Here is a 24462-nt window from a genome sequence, read left to right as displayed (position 1 = left end):
GAACACTTCCCGGTGTCAGTCGACATCGCCGTACATTCTCGGCGTATCCACGCACTGCGCCGCGCGGTTGCGCCTGGACCAGAGCCCCCTTTCCCCACGGGCGAGTCGGCTGCGACGGCACGCTCGTCACGGACGCCGGGCGGGGCGCGGGACCGTTCCCTGCCTTCGGCTGAAGTAGCCAAGGGAAACGCACCCTGCACGGAGGTCCGGGGTCGATCACCCCGGGCCACGGCCAAGGAGCCGCCATGACCAACGGAGACATATTCGTCGGCGAGATGATCGGTACGGCGATCCTGATCCTGTTCGGCGCCGGCGTCTGCGCCGCCGTCACTCTGAGATTCTCCAAGGCACGCGCCGCCGGCTGGGTGGTGATCGCGTTCGGCTGGGGCTTCGGTGTGCTGGCGGGCGCCTACACCGCCGCTCCGCTCTCCGGCGGTGTGATCAACCCGGCCGTCACCTTCGGTCTCGCCGTCGACACCGGCGTGTGGGACAAGGTCTGGGTCTATCTGCTCGGCCAGATCACCGGCGCCATGATCGGCGCAGTGCTGTGCTACCTCACGTACTATGCCCAGTTCCAGGCGAACGTACGGCAGACGGGCACCACAGAAGGCACGGCGGACGAACCGGTTCCGACACTCGGCATCTTCTCCACGATCCCGGAGATCCGGAACCCGATCGCCAACCTGATCACCGAGATCCTCGCCACCATCGCCCTGGTGCTGCCCATCCTGGCGCTGGTCGGCAACAACAGGCACGTCGAGGGCATCGGCATCGGACAGGTCGCGGGACAGGCCGACGGCATCTACGGCTCCGGCATCGCGATCCTGCTCGTCTCACTCCTGGTCGTCGGCATCGGCCTCTCCCTGGGTGGCCCGACCGGGTACGCCATCAACCCGGCACGTGACCTCGGACCGCGCATCATCCACACCTTCCTGCCGATCCCGAACAAGGGCACGTCCGACTGGGGCTACTCGTGGATCCCGGTCGTCGGTCCACTGATCGGCGGCCTGCTCGGTGGCCTCATCTACAACGCAGCCTTCTGAATCAGCCCAAGGGGTAGCCATGACGGACAGTGCCGAAAAGTACGTCGCCGCAATCGACCAGGGCACCACCTCCAGCCGCTGCATCGTCTTCAACCAGAACGGCGCCATCGTCGCCGTCGACCAGCGCGAGCACCGCCAGATCTTCCCCAAGCCCGGCTGGGTGGAGCACGACGCCACCGAGATCTGGTCCAAGGTGCAGGCGGTGGTCGCCGGCGCGATTGCCAAGGCCGGACTGCGTGCCGACCAGCTCAGCGCGCTCGGGATCACCAACCAGCGCGAGACGACGGTTCTGTGGGACCGCGCGACGGGCAAGCCGGTGCACAACGCGATCGTGTGGCAGGACACCCGTACGGCGGCGCTGTGCAACCAGCTGGGGGGCTCCGACGGTCAGGATCGGTTCCGTGAGCAGACCGGACTGCCGCTGGCCAGCTACTTCTCCGGCCCCAAGGCGGCCTGGCTGCTGGACAACGTGCCCGGCCTCAGGGACCGCGCCGACCGCGGCGAGATCGCCTTCGGCACGATCGACTCCTGGCTGATCTGGAACCTCACCGGCGGCACGGACGGCGGGCACCACGTCACCGACGTGACGAACGCCGGACGCACCATGCTGATGAACCTGGAGACCCTCCAGTGGGACCCCTCGATCCTGTCCGCCATGAACGTCCCCGAGGCAGTACTCCCGGAGATCAAGTCCTCCTCGGAGGTGTACGGCACCGCCGTCGGACAACTGGCCGGGGTGCCGGTCGCCTCTGCGCTGGGCGACCAGCAGGCAGCCGTGTTCGGGCAGGCGTGCTACGACGTGGGAACCGCGAAGAACACCTACGGCACGGGCAGCTTCCTGCTGCTCAACACCGGCAACCGGCCGGTGCCGTCGAAGAGCGGGCTGCTGACGACCATGGGCTACAAGATCGGCAGCGAAGCGCCCGTGTACTGCCTGGAGGGGGCAATAGCCATAACGGGTGCGCTGGTCCAGTGGTTCCGCGACCAGCTCGGCATCATCAGCACCGCCGACGAGATCGAGCCGCTTGCGGCAAGCGTCGAGGACAACGGCGGCGCGTACATCGTGCCCGCCTTCTCCGGCCTGTTCGCGCCGTACTGGCGTTCCGACGCGCGCGGGGTGGTCACCGGACTGACGCGATACGTCACCAAGGCGCACCTCGCGCGCGCGGTGCTGGAGGCGACGAGCTGGCAGACGCGCGAGGTCGTGGACGCCATGTACCAGGACTCCGGCGTGCACATCACGACCCTGAAGGTCGACGGCGGCATGACGAAGAACAACCTGCTCATGCAGCACCAGGCGGACGTGCTCGACGTGCCGGTGATCCGGCCCAAGATCTCCGAGACGACCTGCCTCGGTGCCGCTTACGCGGCGGGGCTGGCCACCGGCGTGTGGAACGACCTGGACGAGCTCAAGGCGCACTGGGCGAAGGACGTCGAGTGGACGCCGACCATGGGCGCCCAGGAGCGGGACCGCGAGTACCACAGCTGGCGCAAGGCGGTGGAGAAGAGCTTCGGCTGGCTGGAGGACGGCGAGAGCTGACCGCGCTCCAAAGGCGGTCCACGCGTGCGTGCGCTCCGCGTGAGCCACGCGCGCGTGCCATGAGCCACGGCTCGTACCCCGGTCGGCGGGGGTACGGGCCGTGCCCGTCCAGCGGGCTTCAGGTGGTCACGGTCTGCCGGCGGTCCGCCTGGTAGGCCATCGCGTGCTGGACGACGCCGATGAGGATCTCCTTGACGGACTCCCGGTCGCGGGCATCGCACAGCAGCAGCGGTACGCCGTCGTCGAGGTCGAGCGCCTGCCGGATGTCCTCCGCCGGGTAACGGGCGGACCCCTCGAAGCAGTTGACGCCGATGAGGAAGGGTATGGAGCGCCTCTCGAAGTAGTCCACGGCCGCGAAGCAGTCCTCGAGGCGCCGGGTGGCGGCGAGCACGACAGCGCCCAGCGCGCCCTCGGACAGCTCGTCCCACATGAACCAGAACCGCTCCTGGCCGGGCGTACCGAAGAGGTACAGCACCAGGTCCTCGCGCAGGGTGATGCGCCCGAAGTCCATGGCCACGGTGGTGGTGCGCTTGCCCTCGACACCGCTCGTGTCGTCGACCGGGCGTCCGGCCTCCGTGAGCAGTTCCTCGGTGCGCAGTGGCCTGATCTCGCTGACCGCGCCGACGAGGGTGGTCTTGCCCACGCCGAAGCCGCCGGCCACCAGGATCTTGAGCGTGACGGGCTCGACCGGAGGCTTCCCGCGCTCAGAACGCCCGAAGATCATCGATCTCTTCTCCTGCTTGATGGGGGTCGCGCGACGGAGGGCCGTAGCCTCCGCCGCCAGGGGTTTCGATGACGAGTACGTCGCCGGCTCCGACGTCCGCCGAGTCGCTTGCGCCGAGTGCGGTGACCGTGCCGTCCGCGTGCTCGACGCGGTTGGCTCCCAGCGCGCCGGGTTCGCCGCCCGCCATGCCGTACGGCGGGACCCTGCGGTGCTGGGAAAGGGTGGAGACAGTCATGGGCTCGTGGAAGCGGATGCGGCGCACCGCGCCGTCCCCGCCGCGCCACTGCCCGGCCCCGCCACTGCCGCCTCGTACGGCGAACTCGTCGAGCTGTACGGGCAGTCGCCATTCCAGCACTTCGGGATCGGTGAGCCGCGAGTTGGTCATATGGGTCTGGACGACGGGCGCGCCGGGGAACCCGTCACCCGCTCCGGACCCGGAGGCCACGGTCTCGTAGTACTGATGCCGTTCGTTGCCGAAGGTGACGTTGTTCATGGTGCCGGAGCCCTCGGCCTGGACGCCGAGCGCGGCGTAGAGGGCGCCGGTGATGGCCTGGGAGGTCTCCACATTGCCCGCGACGACCGCTGCCGGGGGTTCGGGGGCGAGCATGGAGCCGGGCGGCACGACGATGTCGATGGGGCGCAGGCAGCCGTCGTTGAGCGGGATGTCGTCGGCGACGAGCGTGCGGAAGACGTACAGGACAGCCGCGTTGACGACCGAGAAGGGGGCGTTGAAGTTCGTGGCCAACTGCTGGGACGTGCCGGTGAAGTCGACGGTGGCGCAGCGGTTCTCGCGGTCCACGCGCACGCGAACCCGGATGATCGCTCCCGAGTCGGTCTCATAGGCGTACTCGCCGTCGTCCAGGGCGTCGATGACCCTGCGTACCGCTTCCTCCGCATTGTCCTGGACGTGCTTCATGTACGCCTGGACGACGTCGAGACCGAAGTTCTCGATCATCCGGGCGACTTCCTCGACGCCCTTGCGGTTGGCGGCGATCTGGGCGCGCAGATCGGCGAGGTTGGTCTCGGGGTTGCGCGACGGGTAAGGCGCCTCGGTGAGCAGGCGGAGGGTCTCCTCCTCGCGGAAGCGGCCGTTCTCGGCGAGCAGCCAGTTGTCGAAGAGGATTCCCTCCTCCTCGATGGTGCGGCTGTTGGCGGGCATGGACCCTGGAGCGATGCCGCCGATCTCTGCGTGGTGGCCACGTGAGGCGACGTAGAAGAGGATCTCCGGCTCACCCTCCGTGTTCGTCGTGGGTTCCGTGCCGAAGACCGGGGTGATCACGGTGACGTCGGGCAGGTGGGTGCCGCCGTGGTACGGGTCGTTGACGGCGTAGGTGTCGCCGGGGCGCATCCGGGAGCCGCGGCGCCGGATGACCTCCTGGACGCTCGTGCCCATCGAGCCCAGGTGGACGGGGATGTGCGGGGCGTTGGCCACCAGGTTTCCGTCCGGGTCGAAGAGCGCGCAGGAGAAGTCCAGACGCTCCTTGATGTTGACGGACTGGGCGGTGGATTCGAGGCGGGCGCCCATCTGTTCGGCGATGGACATGAAGAGGTTGTTGAAGACCTCGAGAAGAACCGGGTCGGCTTGCGTGTCGAGATCGGAACTCTGCGTAACCGCCGTGCGTTCCATGACCAGATGCCCGTCGTAGGTCGTCGCGGCTTGCCAGCCGTCGTCGACGACGGTCGTCGCACTGGCCTCGGTGATGATCGCCGGGCCGGTGACGGTTTCGCCGGGAGGCAGGTGCTCCCGGCGGTGGAGGGGTACGTCGCGCCAGGTGCCGCCCGTGTGGAGGGGGACGGTGCCCGGGGATGCCGGGCTGCCTTCAGGGGCGGCTTCGTGAGGGGCGAGAGCGGAGAGATCGGGGGTTCGGTGATGCCTGTGGCTTCGACGGAGAGGGCTTCGACGACGACCGGGCGGTCGAGGGTGAAGGAGTACGTGGCGCGATGACGTTCTTCGAAGGCGCGCCTCATCGTGTCGGGCTCGGTGAGCTCGACGGTGAGGGTGGTGTCGGTGCCGTCGTAGCGGAGTTGGGCGCGGCGGGTGATCCGGATGCGGTCCTCGGGGATGTCCTCGTCGAGGAGTTCGGTGCGGGCGGCTGCTTCCAGGTCGTCGGCGGTCTTCAGGATCCCGGGCATCGAGGCGGCGTGCAGAGGTGCCTCGACGGACTGTTCACGCATGGACGTCGTGTCGGCGAGGCCGATGCCGAGCGCGGAGAGGACGCCGGCCATGGGGGGTACGAGAACCGTGCGGATGCCGAGCGAGTCGGCGACCATGCACGCGTGCTGGCCGCCCGCACCGCCGAAGGTGGTGAGGGCGTAGCGGGTGACGTCGTGGCCCTTCTGGACGGAGATCCGCTTCACGGCGTTGGCGATGTTGGCGACCGCGATCTGCAGGTAGCCCTCGGCGACCTGCTCGGGCGTTCGGTCGTCGCCGCTCTTCTCGCGGATCTCGTGCGCGAGGGCGGTGAAGCGCTCACGGACGAGGGCGTCGTCGAGAGGCTGGTCCCCATCGGGTCCGAACACCTTGGGAAAGTGGGCGGGTTGGATGCGGCCGAGCATGACGTTGGCGTCGGTGACTGCGAGCGGCCCGCCGCCCCGGTAGCAGGCAGGGCCCGGGTCCGCGCCCGCCGAGTCCGGCCCTACGCGGTAGCGGGACCCGTCGAAGTGGAGGACCGAGCCGCCGCCGGCCGCGACGGTGTGGATGTCCAGCATGGGGGCGCGCAGCCTGACACCGGCGATCTGTGTGGTGAAGACGCGTTCGTACTCACCCGCGAAATGCGAGACGTCGGTCGACGTACCGCCCATGTCGAAGCCGATGACGCGCTCGAAGCCGGCGAGCTGCGACATGCGGGCCATGCCGACGATGCCGCCGGCTGGCCCGGAGAGGATGGCGTCCTTGCCGCGGAACTGTCCTGCTTCGGCGAGGCCGCCGTTGGACTGCATGAACATCAGCCGCACGCCTTCGAGTTCGTCGGCGACGTGCTGGACGTAACGGCGCAGGACGGGCGAGAGGTAGGCGTCGACGACGGCGGTGTCCCCGCGCGGGACGAGCTTCATCAAGGGGCTGACCTCGCTGGACAGCGAGATCTGCGGGAAGCCGATGCGGTCGGCGAGCTCTCCGACAGCCTGTTCGTGGGCGGGGTGGAGGTGGCTGTGCATACAGACCACAGCGACGGCGCGGATCCCGTCGTCGTACGCGTCCTGGAGGGGGCCGGCGAGGGCGTCCAGGTCGGGAGCGTGCAGAAGGGTGCCGTCGGCGGCGATGCGCTCGTCGACCTCGACGACCCGTTCGTACAGCAGCTCGGGCAGTTCGATGCGGCGGGCGAAGATGCGGGGGCGGTTCTGGTAGGCGATGCGCAGGGCGTCGCGGAACCCGCTGGTGATGACGAGGAGGGTCCGCTCGCCCTTGCGCTCGAGGAGGGCGTTGGTGGCGACCGTGGTGCCCATACGGACGGCCTCGATGGGGTCCTCGGAGCCGTCCAGCAGTTGGCTCACGCCCGCCACGGCCGCGTCGGAGTATCGCGCCGGATTCTCCGACAGCAGCTTGTGCGTCAGCAGACGGCCGTCCGGGCGTCGCGCGACGATGTCCGTGAACGTGCCGCCTCGGTCGACCCAGAACTGCCAGCCTGTCACGTCACTACCCCGCTTCCGCGCCGCTCACAGCGCCCGCAGGCCGTTGATCACGTCGCGCAGAATACTCTCGTCCACCAGCTCGGCAGGCGGTACCGGCCGGTTCACATGGACGAATTCCGAGTCCACGAGATCTCCGACGAGAACCCGTACGACACCGATGGGCAGATCGAGCTCGGCGGAGAGTTCGGCCACGGACTGCGGGGCGTCACGGCACAGTCCGACGATGTCCACATGTTCCGGGGACAGCGTCGAGTCCGCCTCCGGATCGTCCGCCTGCGGTTCCGTGACGACCACCGCGATCAGGTCGAGGCGGTGCTGGGCCGCACTGGAGGTGCGGCCGCGCGTCATGGCGTACGGACGGACGACCGGTCCGGCCTCGTCGTCGAACCAGTGGCTTCTTCCCTGACCGTCTGCGCTCATGCCATCCCACTACCCGCCTGCGGGCAGATCGGTGCGCGGAGCGGTACCCAGATGCACGCCGACACGCTTGACGAGGAGGGTCATCTCGTACGCGACCAGACCGACGTCGGAGTCGGCGTCCGAGAGCACCGCGAGGCAGCTGCCGTCCCCGGCGGCCGTCACGAACAGGAAGGCGTCATCGAGCTCGACGACGGTCTGCCGGACGTTGCCCGCCTCGAAGTGGCGGCCCACGCCCTTGGCAAGGCTGTGGAAGCCGGACGCGACGGCAGCCAGGTGCTCGCTGTCCTCGCGGGTCAGGTCCTTGGACACCCCCGTCGGCAGGCCGTCGCCGGAGAGCACGAGGGCCTTGCGAATGCTGGCGACGCGGTCCACCAGGTCGTCGAGGAGCCAGTTGAGCTCTCCGGACCGGTTGGTCGCGGTGTGGCCGGTCGCTTTCGGTGCGGTCATCGACCGTCCCCCTTAGTCGTTCGTTGTGGTGCTGTGCCGCTGTGGGCGTCGTCGCCCGCGGCGTTCTCCTGGCGGCCGCGCTGCCAGCCGCGCTGGAGGGAGGCCATTCGGCTGCGGACCTCGTCCGCGTCCCGCTCGGCGAGCTCCGGCTTCTCCTCGGTGCGCGGTGCCGGGCCCTGTTTGAGCTGCGGAGCCAGGCTGGCCTGGCGTACGCGCCGGGGCAGCGCTCCCGTGCCGGAGCCGGCCTCCTGGGCCGGGGCGGTCGCGTTCGGGGCGGAGTCGCCCGAGGTGATCGCGGGGCGTCGTGTGCGCCTCGGGAGAGCCGGGGCCTCCGGCGGCCCACCGTGGTCGTGCCCGGTGGAGGGCGCTGCGTCGGCACGGTCACCGATCCGGTCCGGCGCGCCGGCTCCCTCGCCGTGGGATCCCGTGGCGCGGCGCCGGGACGGCAGCGGAGCGAGGCCGTTCGGCTGCGGGCGGCTCGGGCCTGTCGACGACTCGGCGTCTGCCTTCTCCCACCGGGAGCGCTGCTCGGTGACCGGGCGTCCGTGCGAGCTGACCAGCTTGGGCGTCCCGCGGCGGGGCAGCGGGACAGGCGCGCTCGCGTCGTCGTCCGGGTCTGCGTCGTCCGGCCCGCCGTGGATGCCGGAGACCGGGTGCTGGGGTCCGTGCGGGCCCGTCGCTTCGTCCTCCATGGGGGCGAGGGTACGACGCGGGCGGAAGAGGCCGCCGCGTTCTCCGTCCTCGTCGCCGAGCGCGTCCGGGAAGTCACTGAGGGCGTCGAGATCGACCGGGGCCTCCAGCTCGACCGGACCGTCGAGGAGCGCGGCGGGCAGGCCGGGCACGCGAGCCGGCACCTGGGAGAGCGCGGCCCGGCGCGACTCCTCCAGCTCGGCCTCCTTCGAGGGCGTGGGCCGGTCGAGTCGGAACCCGATGCCATTGGTGTCCGGGACGTCGTCGGTGAGCAGCGCGTCGGGGATGAACACGACGGCGGTGGTGCCGCCGTACGGCGACGGCTGCAGCGAGACCCGGACGTTCTGCCGCTGGGCGAGCCGGCTGACGACGAACAGACCGAGCCGGTCGGTGTCGGACAGCTCGAACTCGGGTGTCTCGGCGAGTCGGAGGTTGGCGTCCAGTAGGACGTCGGCCGCCATACCCAGGCCTCGGTCGTGGATCTCCAGGGTGAAGCCGTTGGCGACCCGCTCGCCCAGAACCTGGACGGCGGTGTGTGGCGGGGAGAACACCGTCGCGTTCTCCAGGAGTTCGGCCACGAGATGGGTGATGTCCGCGACGGCCGGGCCCGTGACAGCGACGCGGGGCAGGCGGCGGACCTCGATGCGCTCGTAGTCCTCGACCTCGGCGACCGCGGCGCGCACGACGTCCATGAGCTGCACGGGCTTGCGCCATTGCCGGGAAGGGGCGGCGCCGGAGAGGATCACCAGGCCCTCGGCGTGCCGGCGCATACGGGTCGTCAGGTGGTCCAGGCGGAACAGGTCGGCGAGTTCGTCGGTGTCCTCGGTCCGGCGTTCCATGGTGTCGAGGAGGGTGAGCTGCTTGTGGAGGAGGACCTGGCTGCGGCGGGCGAGGTTGACGAAGACCTCGGAGACCCCGGCGCGCAGTTCTGCCTGCTTGACGGCGGCCTCGACGGCGGCGCGCTGCAGGGTGTTGAGGGCCTGTCCGACCTCGCCGATCTCGTTCTTGTCGTACTCCAGGCGCGGGACCTCGGTCTCCACGTCGACCTGTTCTCCGGCGGAGAGGCGCCGCATCACGCTGGGCAGTCGTACGCCGGAGGCCTCGTGGGCATCGAGGCGCAGCTGCCGCAGGTCGCGCACGAGGCTGCGGCCGATGCGCACGGAGAGGAAGAGGGAGAACAGCAGGGCGAGCAGGCCGACGACGCCGGCGAGGGCCGCCTTGATGATGACGCCCATCGCGACGGGACTGACGCGGTCCTGGTAGCGGGCGCCCGCCTCGTCGTTGAGTTTGCTGAGCTCCTCGAGGGCGCCGCCGGCGACGGTGTCCCAGCGCTTTGCGTCGACTGTGCTGGACCTGCCCGGCTCGGAGGAGACGAGGTCCTGCTCGGCGACTCGCAGCGGAGCGGTGGAGGCGTTCTTCCAGAAGCGCTCGTAGCGAACCCGCTCGGACGAGGGCAGGTCCGTCAGGCTGACCTCGTACATGAGGGTGCGCTGGGCGACGAGATCGGAGACGTCGCGTATCTCGTCCCGGGAGAGCTTGCCCACCACGAGGGCGGAACTGAGCAACGCGTCCTCACGGGAGAGCAGTTCGCGGGCGCGGGTGACATTGAGAAGGGCGCGGGCCTGCTTGTCCATCGCCACGTTGTCGACGCCGTCGAGGGATGCCAGGAGGGTGTAGCAGGGGTCCACGAGAAGGTTGTACTGGTGGAGGGCGTCGGCGCGGCTCACCGTTCCGTCCTCGACGCTGCGACGCAGGGGGTTGATGCCGTCGAAGGCGTCCAGGACGGCAGTGAGGCGCTCGCTGTCGCCCTGGTCCAGCCCGTCGCGGACGTCGGGATCCTTGGCGTTCTTGCGGATCTCGGCGACGGCGGCGTCGGTGGCGTTGCGGGTGACCCGCAGTGCGGACAGCGCGTCCGAGGCCCGGCGGTCGGCAAGATAGACCAGCGCCTGGCGACGTTCCTGCTGAAGGACGCGGACGGCGTCCTCAGTGGAGTAGCCGATCTTCTCGACGAGGGACGACACCGTGAAGAGCTGCGCCGCACCTCGCCCTGTGAGTACCGTGGCGAAGCCCCAGATCGCGGTGAGGGACACCAGCGGCACGAGAAGCAGCGCCACCATCTTCCGGCGGATCGACGTCCCGCGAAAGCGCATGGCCTCCCCCAGCTCAAACCCCCACCGGTCAGGGGGCACACATGTGCGTCAACAATCGGCGCGAGCCTACTACTGACGCACACGTAACTCGAAGAGAGATCCGGAATCTGAACTTCCGCACCGGTGACGAGACATGGGGAGTTGTCCGGCCATTGCGGGAGATTGCCTCCCGCAATCCCGCGGCATCCCGGAGGACGGATCGGACCGGTCTGTCCGGCCAGTTGGCCGGAAATCTACCTTCCTTGGGAATCTTCAGGACGTGCCGTTCGTCCTTCTCCACGGGAAATGGAGGCGGATTGGGCCACAGGAGCCGCATCCAGCCTCCGGGCGGCGTAAAACAGCGCAAGCCGGGCAACCGCTGGGGAGCTGAGTCTTCGGATGCGGGCGAGCGGTCTGCTGACGGTGGGGAGTGACACGGTGACGGGCACGGTGGAGCGGCGCGTGGCGCCTGAGGACGGCGATGCGGCGCGCCGGGCAGCACGAAAGGGTCCCGAGGCACTGAATCGCGACATTCCGGCACCCGGAGACAGGACCGCCGAGGGTGCCGCGGCTCAGGAGCAGCCGCATTACCAGCCGTTGTGGATCGAGGAGCCCGCCAGCCGGCGCCGGATGCCCGATCCGGTGCGCACGGCCGCGGTGCGAGCGGTTCTGATCATCGCCTTGACGATGATCCAGGCCATGGTGGCGTTCCTGTGCACGCTGGCCGGATCATGGCTCGCGTTCCCGATGGTCATCAGCAGCGTGACGAGCACCGTGGTGGCGACGTGGGCCGCGCTCGACGTCTGGGTGACGCGCCAGGTGTGGAACCAGCGCAACGGCGTGGTGTCGGCACCCAGCAGCACCGCCCGGTCCCTGCGGCGCGAGCGGCGCAGGGCACGACGGCAGGGGCGTGCTGCGGAGCGGACTCAGGAGCGCATACGCCGGCAGGGCGGGACGGGGCGGTTGTCGCACCCTTGAGGTAGTCGGCACAGACGGGCACGGAGCCGCGAGGACAGACTCCACGCTGATTTCCCGGCTCTGGCCGTGCGGCTAGGGGGTAGCGGGCGCCGCCGGGCGTTTGAACATCCGTGTGGCCGTAATCTCGCTGCGCACCGCCTCCCCCGCCTGGGGCTGCTGCGGCAATCCCGGGCGGAGGTGTTCCTCCACGCTGATGTACTTCAGGCCGGCCCTGAGGTCGGCGTCGTTGCGCAGTCGGATGACCAGGGGGAACTCCGCCAGGGCGGTCGTGTCGAACAGGCCTGTCGTGTAGAGGAGTTGGACGCCGAGGGCGTCCGAGACGGCTCGTTGCAGCTCCAGGAGGTAGGTGGCGTTGGCGCGTCCGATGGGGTTGTCCAGGAACAGCGTGCCGGCGTGGCGGTGCTTGTCCCGGCCCCGGTCGTTCGACCGCAGGGCGGCCATCGTGCAGTACAGGGCGATGGCCGCCGTGAGCAGCTGTCCGCCGGAGAACACGTCGCCCATCTGCCCGACGGGCACGCGCTCGGCACGCAGGACGGCGTCCGGCTTGAGGATCTCGACGGCGACGCCCTTCGGCTGAAGCGCCGCGGCGACCCCGCGAAGGAGCAGGGACACGCCGTCTCGCCGCAGGTCCGAGTTCTTCTTCACCGCCGCGCGCGTGGCCTCGTCAATGACCTCGCCGAGGCGTTCCGTGAGGGTGGCCTGGTCGGGCTCCTCGAAGCGGATGCGCAGGAACTCCTGTCCGGACCACTCGCCGAGGCCCTCGGGCAGGCGGGACAGCCGCTGGGCGGACCGCAGGGTCGTCAGTGCCGACTCGACCAGGCCGCGGAGACGGTCCACGATGGAGTCCCGGTTCCGTTCCAGCTGGGCCAACTCGTCGGTGAGCACGCGGAGTCGGGGCGCGAAGGCGTCCGCCCACTTCTGCGCGTGTTCCGGCAGTGCGGAGGCGGGCAGTTCGCGGATCTGCTGGCGGGCGGGGGTGCGGACCTGCTCGTAGCGCGTGGAGTTGGCGTGCCGTACGAGCACGTCGCTCGCTTCGCGGACGGCTGCCTCGGCGGCGGAGAGGTCGGCGGCGCAGCCGCGCAGTGACCGGCGCGCCTCGGCGGCGGAGTGCCGGGCCTCCTCAGGGCTGCCGGGGTACGGCTCCGGCGCCTCCTGTTCCTCGTCCGAGGTGTGCTCCCGCAGCAGGTCGCGCAGCATCGCGGCGATCTCGTCGAAGCCGCCGGCGGCGTCCTCGGCGGCGCGGTGGGCTGCGAGGAGTTCCGCGTGCGCCTCGCGGGCCTGTGTCAACGCCTCGGTGCGGGAGGCGAGTTCCGCGGTCGCCGTGCGCAGCAGCGCCTGCGCGTGCTCGGCGTCGCGCGGCTGGAGTTCCTCGGACAGCTCGGTGTGGGTCTCGCCGTCCTCGGGCGCGTGCCGTTCGGCCTCGCCGCGAAGCCGCCCGAGCTGCTCGCTCGCGCTGGACATCCGGGTCTCCAGGAGCTGGACGAGTTCCTCCGCGCGCGAGGCAGCCGCCTGCCGGGAGGGTCCGTCGGAGCCGTCGGGCGACTGAAGGAGCTGTTCGGCCCGGGTGCGGACCTTGTTGCTCAGCCGGTCCAGTTCCGTGCGAGCCGCGCTCTCGTCGCTCTCGGCGCGGGCCTGCTCGGCGCGCAGATCGGCGCCGACGCCGACCTTCTCGTACACCTGGGAGGCGGCCCGGTATGCCTCTCGCAGGGCGGGCAGGGACGCCCTCGGGTCTTCCGTGTCGGTGTCCGGCACGTCGTCGGGGGCGCCCGCGATCTCCGAGCGCTCGGCCCGCAGGGCACGCGCGGTGCGGCGCGCGTCGTCGGCGGCGCGCTGGGCGGCGCGGCGGTCCTCGTCGGCGGCGCGGGCACGCTCCAGACAGGTCTGTGCGCGGGCCTCGGATTCGGTGGCCTCGTCGGCGAGTTCGCGCAACTTGACCTGCCAGCCGGCCCGCTCGCGCAGTCGAAACGCCAGCCCGGCCAGGGCGTCGGCGGCTCGCCGTGCCTTCTGGGCGGCCTCCTGCCGCTCGTCGCGGACCTGCGCGGCCTCGGCGGCGGCTTCGTCGGCCTCGGCCCGCACGGCACGCGCCTCGGCCAGCTCCGCCTCGGACTCCTCGGCGAACGCGCGCGCGTCCCGGGCTGCCTGTGCCAGCTCGACCAGCCGGCCGGCCGGGCAGCCGGTCCGCCACGAGGCGAGGCGCGCCGCCAGTTCCCGGTCCTTGCCGAGCCGGGCGGCGAGTGCGCGGATCCCCTCGTCACGCTCGGTGGCCCGCGCGCGCAGCGCCTGCCTTTCCTCGTCGGCGGCGTGCTCGTCGTGCATGGCGGGGTTCGGCGGCACGAGGAAGACGTCGGGAGAGGTGCCGCTCTGGGACCCCGGCGCCGGAGTCGGGGCGAGCAGGGCGGCCGCGGTGCCCACCGCCACGGCGGACCGGGGCAGCAGCGCGGCGTCGCTCAGCACCTCGCGGGCACGCGCGTGCGTGGCGGGGTCGGTGATGATCACGCCGTCGACCAGTTCGGGCCGGGCGGCCAGCACGCGCGCGTGGTCGGCCGGGGCGACCGCCTGCGCAAGATAGCGCCAGCCCGGAAGCGCCGGGATGCCCTGCTCGCCGAGGAACTCCACGGTGGCCAGCACGTCCGGGCCGGGCGGCAGCAGCCCGCCGTCACCGAGCGCGCCCAGGATCCGGGAGTCGTCGGCGGCTGCCGTCCGCAGCTCGAAGAGCTGCCGCTCGGCGGTGGAGACGCGGTCGTCGAGCAGCTCGCGCAACTCGTCGGCGAACCGGTCCAGTTCCTCGGGCGTGAGGGCGCCTTCGTCGATCGAGCCCCGTGCGACCGCCTCCGCGGCGTTCTGCGCGGCCGTGCTCCCCTCGCCGTCGTCACCCGCGCGGGGAGCGGGAACGGCTCCGGGAGCAAGAGCGGCCCGGTGCTTCGCGCCCGACTCGCCGGTCAGGCCGATCAGTTCCGCGAGCCGTTCCTCCGCCGCGAGTCCCTCGGCGAGACGGCGCTCGGCGTCGTAGGAACGCTCCGCGGCCGCTGCAGCGTCCGCCGCGCGGGCCGCCGTCAGTTCGGCGCGGGACTCGGCCGAGGCCGCCTCACGCGCGTGCTCCGAAGCACGCCGGGAGGCCTCACGGGCGGTGTCCCAGGCCGCTACGGCCGTCTTCTCGGCGTCGCTCGCCGCAAGGGCCGCGCGGGCCGGGTCGGCGTCGGGCGCGCTGTCGTCGAGCCAGCCGGCGCGCACGGCCTCGGCGGTCTCCTGCTCGACCTCGGACAGCCGCTGGCGCAGGTGCCCGACCTCGCTGCGGGCGCGCTGGGCCTCGGTGGCCGCGGAGGTGGAGTCCCGGTACGCGGACTCGCTGACCTCCTGGAGGGCGGCGGACCGCTCCTCCCCCTCGTTGGCGAGGCTCTCGGCGCTCTCCGCGGCCGCGTGCAGGGCCCGTACGAGATCGACGGCGGCCTTGGCCCGGGCGGCCAGCGCTGGCGCCGCATCGCGTTCGGCCTCCTGGATGGCGGCGGCCACGCGCGCGACTCGGTCGGCGGCGGCGCGGTGCCGCAGGGCGGCCTCGGCGGCCTGCCAGGCCGAGTGCAGCGTACGGGCGTCGGCGAGTTCGCGCTTCTGCGCCGCCGCCGACTTCTCGGCAGCCGCGAGTGCCAGCGAGGCGTGCCGGTAGGCCAGTTCGGCCGCGATCAGCGCGCTGCGGTCCCGGCCCGCCTCGGCGTGGGTGACGGCGGATGCGGTGGCGGTGACCCGCTGGGCGAGGTCGGAGGCCCGCACGCGCTCCTGGGCGCCCCGCGCGGACAGCCGCCGGGCCAGGGTCCGGGTGCGCCGCTCGGCACCGGCGTGGATGTCACGCGCGCGTGAACGCGCCTCGGCGGCCTCGACGATCCGCCCGAGCAGGTCGACGGAACCGGCGGTGAAGTCCCGCTCGGCGATCAGCTCGGCGCGGCGGCCCAGCTTGTTGCCGAAGCCGCCGACCAGGTCGGCGAGGCCGTCGGTGTCGCGCGTGTCCGTCACGGCCCGCAGCAGCAGGTCGGTGAAGTCGGAGTCCTTCTTGACCGCGAAGAGGCCGGCCGCCTCGCCCTCGTCGGCGTTCATCTCCCGCTGGTAGCGGAAGAGTTCGGGGTCGAGGCCGAGCTCTCCGAGGTGCTCGATCCAGCGGTCGTGGATCTCCTCCCAGTGAACCTCCAGATGCGGGTACGCCTTTCCCGCCTCCGTGATGGCGTCCCGGAAGCCCTTCATGGTGCGTCGTCGGCCCCGCGCGCCCGACTGGCCCTCGGCGGGCGGCCGTACGGCGGTGGACTCGGCGACGGGCAGGTTGTCCAGGCTCAGCCCGGGTCCCGGGCGGAAGGAGTACCAGGCCTCGGCGAACTTCCGCGGGTCGTTGGAGATCTGGCGCCCGCGCCACTCGCTCGCCTTGCCCACCACGACGCACTCGCCGGTGAGCGTGTGCTGCCACTCCAGCGCGACATGCCCGCAGTCGTCGGCGAGCAGGAACTTGCGCAGCACGCCGGAGCTGGCGCCGCCGAGGGTGTTGCGGTGGCCCGGCAGCATCACGGAGAAGATCAGCTTGAGGAGGACCGACTTGCCGCCGCCGTTCTCCAGGAAGAGCACTCCCGCCGGCGCGGGCCGGCGCGGCGGCCCGACGGGCTCCTCCTCGAAGAACTCCGCCTGCATGGGCGCGGGATCGGGGACGGGCTCGCCGACACCGCGCAGGTCAAGCACGGTGTCGGCGTAGCGCGCACCGGCCGGCCCGATGGAGTAGAGGCGGACCCGGGACAGCTCGTACATGGCGGACTCTCGTAAGTCTTCGTCAGATCGGGGAGGTTCGGGGCTTCGGACGGATTTGGGGACTCAGGGGGACTCAGGGGGACTTCAGGCGGAGTGGAACGGCAGCCCGGCCTCGGCCACCAGCTCCAGGTCTTCCGTGTCCTCGGCGGCCAGCAGCGTCGGGGTGCCGTCGGTGACCGGCACCACGCCCAGCTCCAGCAGTTCGGCCATGGCGGCGCTGCCTGCCATGTCACGGACCTGGAGTTGGTAGCGGGCGGTCGTCCGGTAGGTGCCGCCGCTGTCGTCGCCCGTCCGCTGGAGGAATCCGGAGTCGGTGAGAAACGCGGCCGCCTTGCCGACGATGCCGGTGGTCGAACCGGCGAGTCTGCGCGCGTCCTTGGTGGCGCCGGTCGCGCTGCGTCTCACCCAGATCCGCCAGGCTGCTTCCAGGCCGGGCGCATCCGTGGCGGGGTCGGTGTTCTCCCCCTGCTCGTCCGCGCGCTCCTCCAGCCGGCGGCAGGCCTGCCGGACGAAGGCGTCGACGCCGTTGACCGTCACGCACCCGATGTAGCCGTCGTCGGCCAGGTCCTCGGGCCGCGGGAACGCCATGGCGGCGACGGCGAGATGGGCCAGCCCGTGCAGGAACCGGTCGCTGCCGTCGGCCGACGTACGACGCGCGTAGTCGCCCATGCGGACGGCGAACACGGAGTCCTCGGCGGCCGTGACGGCCATCCCCGCGCGCGGGGACACCTCCAGCACCACGAGTCCGAGCCCGGCGGCCACGGCATCCGCGAGCCGCGCGAACGGCGGGTCCTCCCGGTACCGCCGCAGCAGTTCCGTGTACTCCTGATCGCGCGCGGGCTGCAATTTCGGCTGCAGCCCGAAGGCGACCAGCCGGGCCGCGTCGGCGGCGTCGGCGGGGGTCACGGCGGCGGTCGCCGACGGGGTCGCGGCCTCCGTGTCACTCCACTCGGCGTGCTCGCTCACGGTCGGGGCTCCTTGTTGCGTTCTTGCTCACTCATGCTGCTTCCGTCCTGTCCGCCGCCATCCCGGCCGCGTCCAGCAGGGCCGTCCCCACGATCAGGTCGGCGCCGCCGAACTCGGGATCATCCAGCTCCGTCCCGTCGTCCACGGCGAACAGCAGTTTCTCCTCGCCCTGCCGATAGGCCGTACCGACCGGCGGACTGGCCGCGTGGACCGCCAACAGCGCCACGAGGTAGGGCAGCTCGGGATCCTGCCCACGCGCCTGGGCCAGCAGCCCCGACAGCCTGCGCGGGGCGTCGGCCGGCAGGTCCAGCAGCTCCATCGCCGCGGCCAACTGCTCCTCGCTGAACCGGCTGTCGTCCGGTGTCGCGATGAGGTCGGGCTCGGGCATCTCGGCGCCCAGGTGCTCCCGCTCCACGGGCGGCGTCAGCAGTATGTCGACGAGATCACCCACCCGGACCGACACCGGCGTACGCAGCCCGGTCCCGCATGCGAAGAAGGCGTCCGTGACCCGGACGGACTGCTCCAGGGGCAGGGGCAGGACAGGGGCGACGAGATGGCCGTACAGGTCGATCCCGGATGTCGTCATCGGCGTCGCGAAGGCCTGCCGGTCCTGCTCGGCGCGGAACAGCGGCCCGGCCTCCAACAGGCGGGACTGCAGCTGGGTGTGCCGTCGGATGCAGTCCTTGACGATGTCGACGAGCTCGGCGGCACGGCGCTTGTGCTCCGGGTCCTCGGTCTCGTCGCGTGCCTTGCGGATGTTGGTCAGGATCGCGTTCTCATGGCGGTACCGGTCGGCGACATGGTCGAGCGCCTCGGCGATCATGTCCGGCACGGTGTTCAGCCAGTCGACCGCCCGGACGTTGCGCCGGGTCGCGTCCAGGGCCCGGCGGAGCGTCTCCGAGTACTGCACGGTTCGGTACCGGGCCTGCTCGGCGGCAAGCTGGGCGTCGGCGAGCCGGCCGCGGTTGATCAGCACCTCGAGCTTGACCTCGGCGGCGATCTGGGCGCTGGTGACGTCGGTGTCGAGCGCGCCGACAAGGACGTTGACCGCCTCGTCGGTCGTACGGAGATACACCGTGCCGCCCGGGCCCGGCACCTCCTCGATCAGCTTGAAGTCGTAGTCACGGCGGACATAGCTGCCGTCCGGCGCGAAGGTGCCGTACACGGCACGGAAGCCGCGGTCCACGCTGCCGACGTTGATCAGGTTCTCCAGGACCCAGCGGGCCACCCGCTCGTGCTCGGCGACGGGCCGCCGCGGGGCCTGGGCGGCGATGCGCGGGATGAGCCGGGCGACTATCTGGTCGTGGTCGGCACCCGTGTCGAAGTCCATGTTCAGTGTGACCAGGTCGATGGCGGCGAGCGCCACCTCCGCCATGCCGTACACCGAGTACTCCCCGGCGAGGTTGGCCTTGCGCGCATCGAGGTCGTGCAGCGGCGCCGTGCAGGCGAGCGCGCGCAGCCGCCGCGCCAGGCCTTCGTCGGCGGCCGGGCCCGGAGCAGGGCGCGGCCCCGCGCTGAGCTGGGGCGGAACACGGTCCGTCGATGCGGGTGAAGTCACGGTGCACAGACTAGGTCCTAGGTCTGACAACGACCCAAACGACGCCGATCGCCCACGGCGGCGCCGCATGTCGACCCAACTCCGCGCACAGGCGGCATGCCGACCGAGCCCCGCGCCCCAGCCGCACACCGGCAGAGCCCCGCCCCGGCCGCATACCGGCAGAGCCCCATTCCTAAGGGCTCCACCTAAGCGAGGGTTTCGCCCTCCCCCACCCGCCGTCGATACACCTCGACCACCCGCTCCAGCGAGTCGTCGAGGTAGACCGCGAGGATCTTCTCGGCCCCGCTCCGGTCCCCCGCCTCCAGCGCCCGGAGGATCTGCTGGTTGCGGGCGAGGTACGGCTCGTGCAGCCGGTGTGGATCGTCGACGACGTGGAACGCGAGCCGCAGCTCGGCGAAGACGCTGCGCATCAGTTCGTCGGTGCGTTCGCTGCCCGCGAGCGCCACCAGTTCGCGGTGGAAGTGGATGTTGGCCGTCCCCAGCCCTTTCCAGTCACCTTCGCGCACCGCGCGCTGCCCTTCGGCGACGGCTTCGGCGGGCCCCTCCAGGGGGTAGGGCGGTTCGCCGAGGCCGCGTACGACGGCGCACTCGACGAGGCGTCGGGTGCGGTAGATGTCCTCGACGTCCTCCACCGTCAGGACCCGCACGAACACGCCCCGGTTCAGCTCGTGGACGAGGAGCCGTTCATGGGTGAGCAGCCGGAACGCCTCGCGGAGTGTGTTGCGGGACACACCGAGTGCCCCTCCGATGCTGTCCTCGGACAGCCGGGCGCCGGGCGCGAAATAGCCCTCGGCGATCCGGCTTCTGAGGATGTCCGAGACCCGCTCCGCCGTGCTCGTACGGCCCAGGAGGGCACGGTCGTCGGCCAGTCCCGCCAGCTGCTCTGCCATGCCCGGAATTCAACCGCAGACCCGAGAACGAAACAACAGGGGTATTGAAGGATCGTTCAACGATCCTCTACCTTGCTGCTCACCGTTCAGCTCGCTTCAGCTCAGTTCCGCACCCCCGTCCCCTCTCTGCGAGGTGCCCATGAGCACGACCCCTCCACCGCAGGCTCTGAAAGACACCCACACCACGAGTGACGAACGCGCCGACGACGACGGCGCGTTCGGCTGGCTGCGTGCCCTCGGCCCGCGTGGTCGCCGCGCCTTTGCGGGCGCTTTCGGCGGATATGCCCTGGATTCGTACGACTACTTCACACTGCCGCTGAGCATGGTCGCGCTGGCCGCGTACTTCGGCCTGGACAGCGGCCAGACCGGCCTCTTCACCACCGTCACGCTCGTGGTCTCCGCGATCGGCGGCGCGCTCGCCGGAGTGCTGGCCGACCGGATCGGCCGGGTCAAGGCGCTGATGATCACGGTCATCACCTACGCGGTCTTCACCGTCGCCTGCGGTTTCGCCCCCAACTACGAGTGGCTGCTGGTCTTCCGCGCCCTCCAGGGCCTCGGCTTCGGCGGCGAATGGGCGGTCGGCGCGATCCTGGTCGCCGAGTACGCGAGCGCCAAGCACCGTGGCCGCACGCTCGGCGCGATCCAGAGCTCGTGGGCCGTCGGGTGGGCCCTGGCCGCGATCATGTACACCGTCGTCTTCTCGCTCGTGGACGACGACCTGGCGTGGCGCGTGATGTTCTGGACCGGGGCGCTGCCCGCGCTGCTCGTCATCTGGATGCGGCGCCGGGTGCAAGACGCTCCCGAGGCTGTCGCCGTACGTGAACAGAGCCCCCAGAAGGGTTCGTTCGCGGCCATCTTCAAGCCCGGGCTGCTGCGTACGACGATCTTCGCCGTACTGCTCTCCACGGGCGTCCAAGGCGGCTACTACACCCTCGCCACCTGGGTGCCGACGTACCTGAAGACCGAGCGCGACCTGTCGGTCGTCGGCACCGGCGGCTATCTGACGTTCCTCATCTCGGGCGCCTTCATCGGCTACCTGACCGGCGGTTACCTCACCGACCGGCTGGGCCGCCGGCGCAACATCTGGCTGTTCGCACTGCTCTCGGCCGTCTGCATCCTGGCGTACGCGAACATCCCCAGCGGCTCCAACACCCTGCTCCTGGTGCTCGGTTTCCCGCTCGGGTTCTGCATGTCGGCGATCTTCAGCGGCTTCGGGTCCTACCTGAGCGAGCTGTACCCGACGGCGGTGCGCGGCACGGGACAGGGCTTCACGTACAACACCGGCCGAGCGGTGGGCGCCGTCTTCCCCACCAGCGTCGGCTTCCTGGCCGACAGCTGGGGCGTGGGCGGCGCGCTGGTCTTCGGCGCCATCGGCTACGGCATCGCCGCACTCGCCCTGCTCGGGCTGCCGGAGACGCGCGGGAAGGAGCTGGCGTGAACCGCACGGAGGACCGTCCGCCCGCCCGCGCGGCAGACCGCCCGCTCACCCTTGTCGACGAGCGCGCCCACGCGTGGAGCCCGCGATCGGCACGCGCCCGCTTCCGGGAGGGCCTCACCGGGCCCACGGCGGGGGTCGCCGCGGGGCACACCCAGGTCAACCTGATCTCGGTGCCCGCCGACTGGGCGTACGACATGCTGCTGTTCTGCCAGCGCAATCCCAAGCCCTGCCCGGTCCTGGACGTCACGGACGCCGGTTCGTGGACGACCGTCCTCGCCGACGGTGCCGACCTGCGCACCGATCTGCCGCGCTACCGGGTGTGGCGGAACGGCGAGTTGGTGGACGAACCGACGGACGTACGCGCGCACTGGCGCGACGACCTGGTGTCGTTCCTCATCGGCTGCAGTTTCACCTTCGAGTGGGCGCTGGCCGAGGCCGGAGTCCCGATCCGCCACGTCGAGCAGGGGCGCAACGTCCCGATGTACGTGACCAGCCGCCAGTGCCGGCCGGCGGGGCGGCTGCACGGCCCGATGGTGGTGTCTATGCGCCCGGTGCCGCCGGAGCACGTGGCGGCGGCGCTGCGGGAGTCCGGTCTCCTGCCGGCGGTGCACGGCAGTCCCGTCCACTGCGGCGATCCGTCGGCGCTGGGCATCGCCGACCTCGGCCGCCCGGACTTCGGCGATCCGGTCGAGGCCGAGCCGGACGACATCCCGTTGTTCTGGGCCTGCGGAGTGACCCCGCAGGCCGCCGTGATGGCCTCGCGCCCGCCCTTCGCCATCACCCACGCACCGGGCCAGATGTTCCTCACCGACGCCCGCGACGAGCAGTACCGCATCGCCTGAGAAGTCACCCGACAGGAGAGACGACGGACCGATGACCTCCATCGACCTCAACGCCGACCTCGGCGAGGGCTTCGGCCGCTGGCAGCTCACCGACGACGAACGGCTGCTGTCGGTCGTCACCAGTGCCAACGTGGCATGCGGCTTCCACGCCGGGGACGCGGCCACCATGCGGCGGGTGTGCGAGCAGGCGGCCGAGCGCGGGGTACGGATCGGTGCCCAGGTCTCCTACCGGGACCTGGCGGGGTTCGGGCGGCGCGCGATGGACGTGCCGCCCGCCGAGCTGGCGGCCGAAGTGGCGTACCAGATCGGCGCCCTGGCGGTCTTTGCGCGGGCGGCGGGCGCGCGCGTGTCGTACGTCAAGCCGCACGGCGCGCTCTACAACCGCGTCGTGCACGACGAGGAGCAGGCCGGCGCGGTCGTCGACGGTGTGCTCCTGGCGGACGCCTCGCTGCCCGTGCTCGGGCTGCCGGGCTCGCGCCTGCTGGAGTTGGCCGCCAAGGCGGGACTCCCGGCCGTCAAGGAGGCGTTCGCGGACCGCGCGTACACGGAGCAGGGCACCCTCGTGCCGCGCGGTCAGGAGGGCGCCGTGGTCACCGACCCGGAGGCCGTCGTGGAGCGCTCGGTGGGCCTGGCCCGCGCGGGCGTGGTCACCTCCCACTCCGGAGTTCCGGTGCAGGTACGCGCGCGTTCCCTGTGCCTGCACGGGGACACGCCCGGGGCTGTCGAGCTGGCCCGGCGGGTGCGGGCCCGGCTGGAGGAGTCAGGTGTGCGGGTGGAGGCTTTCGTATGAGAGCGCTGCCTGTCGGCGACGACGCACTGCTGGTCGAGGTGGCCTCGGGCGAGGCGGCCCGGGCGCTGCACGCCGAGCTGCTGCGCCGCCGCGCGGAGGGCTCCCTGTCCGTCCGCGAGATCGTCCCCGCGGCCCGTACGGTCCTGCTCGACGGGCTCGCCGACCCGGCCCGCCTGGCCTCCGAACTGACCACCTCCGAAGTGCCGCCCGCTCCCCCACGCGCGCGTGAGGTCGTCGAACTCCCGGTGCGCTACGACGGCCCGGACCTGGCCGACGTCGCCGCGCACTGGGGCGTCTCCCCGCCGGAGGTGGCCCGTATCCACGCGGACACCGAGTTCAGCGTCGCCTTCTGCGGTTTCGCCCCTGGGTTCGGCTACCTGACCGGCCTGCCGCCGCGCTACGACGTCCCGCGCCGGGCCACGCCGCGCACGGCCGTCCCCGCCGGTGCGGTGGCGTTGGCGGGCCCGTACACGGGCGTGTACCCGCGCTCGTCGCCGGGCGGCTGGCAGCTGATCGGCACCACGGACACCGTGCTGTGGGACCACACGCGTGTGCCGGCCGCGCTGCTGTCGCCGGGCACGCGCGTGCGTTTCGTTCCGGTGGGGAGCTCATGACCGACCGCGCGCTGTCCGTCGTACGCGCCGGGGCGCTCACCACTGTGCAGGACCTCGGCCGGCCCGGGCACGCCCACCTCGGCGTGCCCCGCTCGGGCGCACTGGACGGGCCGGCGGCGGCGCTGGTCAACCGCCTGGTCGGAAACGCCCCCGAGGCCGCCGTACTGGAAAGCACACTCAACGGCTGTGCGGTGCGGCCCCGTTCGACGGTGACCGTGGCGGTCAGTGGCGCGCCGTGCCGGGTCACGGTGGACGGACGACCGGTCGCCTGGGGTGCTGCGGTGCGCGTACCCGCCGGTGCGCTCCTGGACGTCGGCGCGGCCGTGTCGGGCGTACGGACCTATGTGGCCGTCTCGGGCGGCATCGCCGTCGAGCCGGTCCTCGGCAGCCGCTCCACGGACCTGCTGTCCGGCCTCGGCCCACCGCCTCTCACGGACGGCACGGTGCTCCCCCTGGGCCGGCCGACGCAGCTCCACGCGCGCGTGGACGTCGCCCCGCAGCCGGCGCCCCCCACCGAACTGGTCCTGCGGGTGACACCGGGCCCGCGCGACGACTGGTTCACCCCGGCGGCCCTGCGTGCCTTCACCTCCCGCGTCTACCGCGTGTCCGCCGCGAGCAACCGCATCGGGCTGCGTACCGAGGGCCCCGCCCTGGAACGGGCGCTCACCCGCGAACTCCCCAGCGAGGGCGTGGTCCTGGGCGCGGTCCAGGTCCCGCCCGACGGCCGGCCGGTCGTGTTCCTGGCCGACCACCCGACAACGGGCGGCTACCCGGTGATCGCCGTCGTCCGCGCGGCCGACCTCCCGGCCGCCGCACAGGCGGTGCCGGGTACGCCTGTTCGGTTCGTGGCCGTACGCCGTCGCTGATCCCCGTCGCCTCCCGTCACGCACGCGTGCGCCGCGCCCGCGCGCCCGCCTCAGGCGCGGGACGCCGCTCCGGAGGCCGAGCGCTGTCCCGGCAACCGCTACGCCGCCTCAGGTGCGG

Annotated in this window: 16 protein-coding genes and 1 pseudogene; 8 read left to right on the top strand and 9 right to left on the bottom strand. The window is 71.6% G+C overall.

Translation table 11 applies throughout. The features are described from left to right. Positions 1–245: 245 nt before the first annotated feature. Together OHO27_RS35760 and glpK are read left to right on the top strand one after the other, a co-directional pair. Complete coding sequence (locus tag OHO27_RS35760) at positions 246–1043, top strand: MIP/aquaporin family protein (protein ID WP_328429078.1); 798 nt, start codon at positions 246–248, stop codon at positions 1041–1043. A gap of 19 nt (positions 1044–1062) precedes the next feature. Next, complete coding sequence (gene glpK, locus OHO27_RS35755) at positions 1063–2583, top strand: glycerol kinase GlpK (RefSeq protein WP_328429077.1); 1521 nt, start codon at positions 1063–1065, stop codon at positions 2581–2583. Positions 2584–2701: 118 nt separating this feature from the next. Here glpK and OHO27_RS35750 read toward each other — a convergent pair whose 3' ends face one another. The 5 genes and pseudogenes from OHO27_RS35750 to OHO27_RS35730 form a co-directional block, all read right to left on the bottom strand. Beyond that, on the bottom strand, positions 2702–3307 hold the full coding sequence (locus tag OHO27_RS35750) for a GTP-binding protein (protein WP_328429076.1): 606 nt from the start codon (positions 3305–3307) through the stop codon (positions 2702–2704). Further along, a pseudogene (locus OHO27_RS35745) lies at positions 3288–6937 on the bottom strand (hydantoinase B/oxoprolinase family protein). The gene OHO27_RS35750 and the pseudogene OHO27_RS35745 overlap by 20 nt, the downstream one beginning before the upstream one ends. Before the next feature lie 24 nt (positions 6938–6961). Further along, entirely contained in the window at positions 6962–7357 is a 396-nt protein-coding gene (locus tag OHO27_RS35740; protein ID WP_328429075.1) for a DUF742 domain-containing protein, read from the bottom strand. A 9-nt stretch (positions 7358–7366) separates the two neighbouring features. After that, positions 7367–7804: a roadblock/LC7 domain-containing protein gene (locus OHO27_RS35735; RefSeq protein ID WP_328429074.1), complete on the bottom strand. Its 438-nt coding sequence runs from the start codon at positions 7802–7804 to the stop codon at positions 7367–7369. Continuing rightward, on the bottom strand, positions 7801–10644 hold the full coding sequence (locus tag OHO27_RS35730; RefSeq protein WP_328429073.1) for a sensor histidine kinase: 2844 nt from the start codon (positions 10642–10644) through the stop codon (positions 7801–7803). Before OHO27_RS35730 ends, OHO27_RS35735 begins: the two co-directional genes overlap by 4 nt. A 378-nt stretch (positions 10645–11022) precedes the next feature. Between OHO27_RS35730 and OHO27_RS35725 the strand changes: the two genes are divergently transcribed. Further along, positions 11023–11601: a hypothetical protein gene (locus OHO27_RS35725; protein WP_328429072.1), complete on the top strand. Its 579-nt coding sequence runs from the start codon at positions 11023–11025 to the stop codon at positions 11599–11601. A gap of 72 nt (positions 11602–11673) precedes the next feature. On the opposite strand, the gene OHO27_RS35720 is transcribed toward OHO27_RS35725, so the two are convergent. The 4 genes from OHO27_RS35720 to OHO27_RS35705 form a co-directional block, all read right to left on the bottom strand. Then, positions 11674–16380, bottom strand: coding sequence for a hypothetical protein (locus OHO27_RS35720; protein ID WP_328429071.1), 4707 nt, complete (start codon positions 16378–16380; stop codon positions 11674–11676). Between the two features lie 84 nt (positions 16381–16464). After that, on the bottom strand, positions 16465–17346 hold the full coding sequence (locus OHO27_RS35715; RefSeq protein WP_328429070.1) for a hypothetical protein: 882 nt from the start codon (positions 17344–17346) through the stop codon (positions 16465–16467). A gap of 31 nt (positions 17347–17377) precedes the next feature. Next, on the bottom strand, positions 17378–18904 hold the full coding sequence (locus tag OHO27_RS35710) for a hypothetical protein (RefSeq protein WP_328429069.1): 1527 nt from the start codon (positions 18902–18904) through the stop codon (positions 17378–17380). 185 nt (positions 18905–19089) lie between these two features. Continuing rightward, positions 19090–19794 carry a GntR family transcriptional regulator gene (locus tag OHO27_RS35705; RefSeq protein ID WP_328429068.1) on the bottom strand — a complete coding sequence of 235 codons (705 nt, stop codon included), beginning with the start codon at positions 19792–19794 and terminating at the stop codon, positions 19090–19092. Between the two features lie 139 nt (positions 19795–19933). On the opposite strand from OHO27_RS35705, the gene OHO27_RS35700 reads away from it, so the two are divergent. The 5 genes from OHO27_RS35700 to OHO27_RS35680 are packed head-to-tail and all read left to right on the top strand — an operon-like array spanning position 19934 to position 24344. Beyond that, a complete protein-coding gene (locus OHO27_RS35700; RefSeq protein WP_328429067.1) occupies positions 19934–21232 on the top strand; it encodes an MFS transporter in 1299 nt (432 codons plus the stop codon). After that, on the top strand, positions 21229–22074 hold the full coding sequence (locus OHO27_RS35695) for a putative hydro-lyase (RefSeq protein WP_328429066.1): 846 nt from the start codon (positions 21229–21231) through the stop codon (positions 22072–22074). Before OHO27_RS35700 ends, OHO27_RS35695 begins: the two co-directional genes overlap by 4 nt. A 31-nt stretch (positions 22075–22105) precedes the next feature. Continuing rightward, positions 22106–22864 (top strand): LamB/YcsF family protein, encoded by a 759-nt coding sequence (locus tag OHO27_RS35690; RefSeq protein WP_328429065.1) that lies wholly within the window; start codon positions 22106–22108, stop codon positions 22862–22864. Then, entirely contained in the window at positions 22861–23478 is a 618-nt protein-coding gene (locus OHO27_RS35685) for a 5-oxoprolinase subunit B family protein (RefSeq protein WP_328429064.1), read from the top strand. Before OHO27_RS35690 ends, OHO27_RS35685 begins: the two co-directional genes overlap by 4 nt. Continuing rightward, positions 23475–24344 (top strand): biotin-dependent carboxyltransferase family protein, encoded by an 870-nt coding sequence (locus OHO27_RS35680; RefSeq protein WP_328429063.1) that lies wholly within the window; start codon positions 23475–23477, stop codon positions 24342–24344. Before OHO27_RS35685 ends, OHO27_RS35680 begins: the two co-directional genes overlap by 4 nt. The last annotated feature ends 118 nt before the right edge of the window (positions 24345–24462 follow it).

It is taken from the genome of Streptomyces sp. NBC_00443, assembly GCF_036014175.1.
Classification (GTDB): Bacteria; Actinomycetota; Actinomycetes; order Streptomycetales; family Streptomycetaceae; genus Streptomyces.
Note: the sequence above shows the minus strand (reverse complement) of the source record. Positions and strands in the feature narration are given on the sequence as shown.

Bases quoted from the DNA above. Each gene is read 5' to 3' on its own strand.
- OHO27_RS35760 (WP_328429078.1), top strand. From the start codon at position 246: ATGACCAACGGAGACATATTCGTCGGCGAGATGATCGGTACGGCGATC.
- glpK (WP_328429077.1), top strand. From the start codon at position 1,063: ATGACGGACAGTGCCGAAAAGTACGTCGCCGCAATCGACCAGGGCACC.
- OHO27_RS35750 (WP_328429076.1), bottom strand. From the start codon at position 3,307: ATGATCTTCGGGCGTTCTGAGCGCGGGAAGCCTCCGGTCGAGCCCGTC.
- OHO27_RS35740 (WP_328429075.1), bottom strand. From the start codon at position 7,357: ATGAGCGCAGACGGTCAGGGAAGAAGCCACTGGTTCGACGACGAGGCC.
- OHO27_RS35735 (WP_328429074.1), bottom strand. From the start codon at position 7,804: ATGACCGCACCGAAAGCGACCGGCCACACCGCGACCAACCGGTCCGGA.
- OHO27_RS35730 (WP_328429073.1), bottom strand. From the start codon at position 10,644: ATGCGCTTTCGCGGGACGTCGATCCGCCGGAAGATGGTGGCGCTGCTT.
- OHO27_RS35725 (WP_328429072.1), top strand. From the start codon at position 11,023: ATGCGGGCGAGCGGTCTGCTGACGGTGGGGAGTGACACGGTGACGGGC.
- OHO27_RS35720 (WP_328429071.1), bottom strand. From the start codon at position 16,380: ATGTACGAGCTGTCCCGGGTCCGCCTCTACTCCATCGGGCCGGCCGGT.
- OHO27_RS35705 (WP_328429068.1), bottom strand. From the start codon at position 19,794: ATGGCAGAGCAGCTGGCGGGACTGGCCGACGACCGTGCCCTCCTGGGC.
- OHO27_RS35700 (WP_328429067.1), top strand. From the start codon at position 19,934: ATGAGCACGACCCCTCCACCGCAGGCTCTGAAAGACACCCACACCACG.
- OHO27_RS35690 (WP_328429065.1), top strand. From the start codon at position 22,106: ATGACCTCCATCGACCTCAACGCCGACCTCGGCGAGGGCTTCGGCCGC.
- OHO27_RS35685 (WP_328429064.1), top strand. From the start codon at position 22,861: ATGAGAGCGCTGCCTGTCGGCGACGACGCACTGCTGGTCGAGGTGGCC.
- OHO27_RS35680 (WP_328429063.1), top strand. From the start codon at position 23,475: ATGACCGACCGCGCGCTGTCCGTCGTACGCGCCGGGGCGCTCACCACT.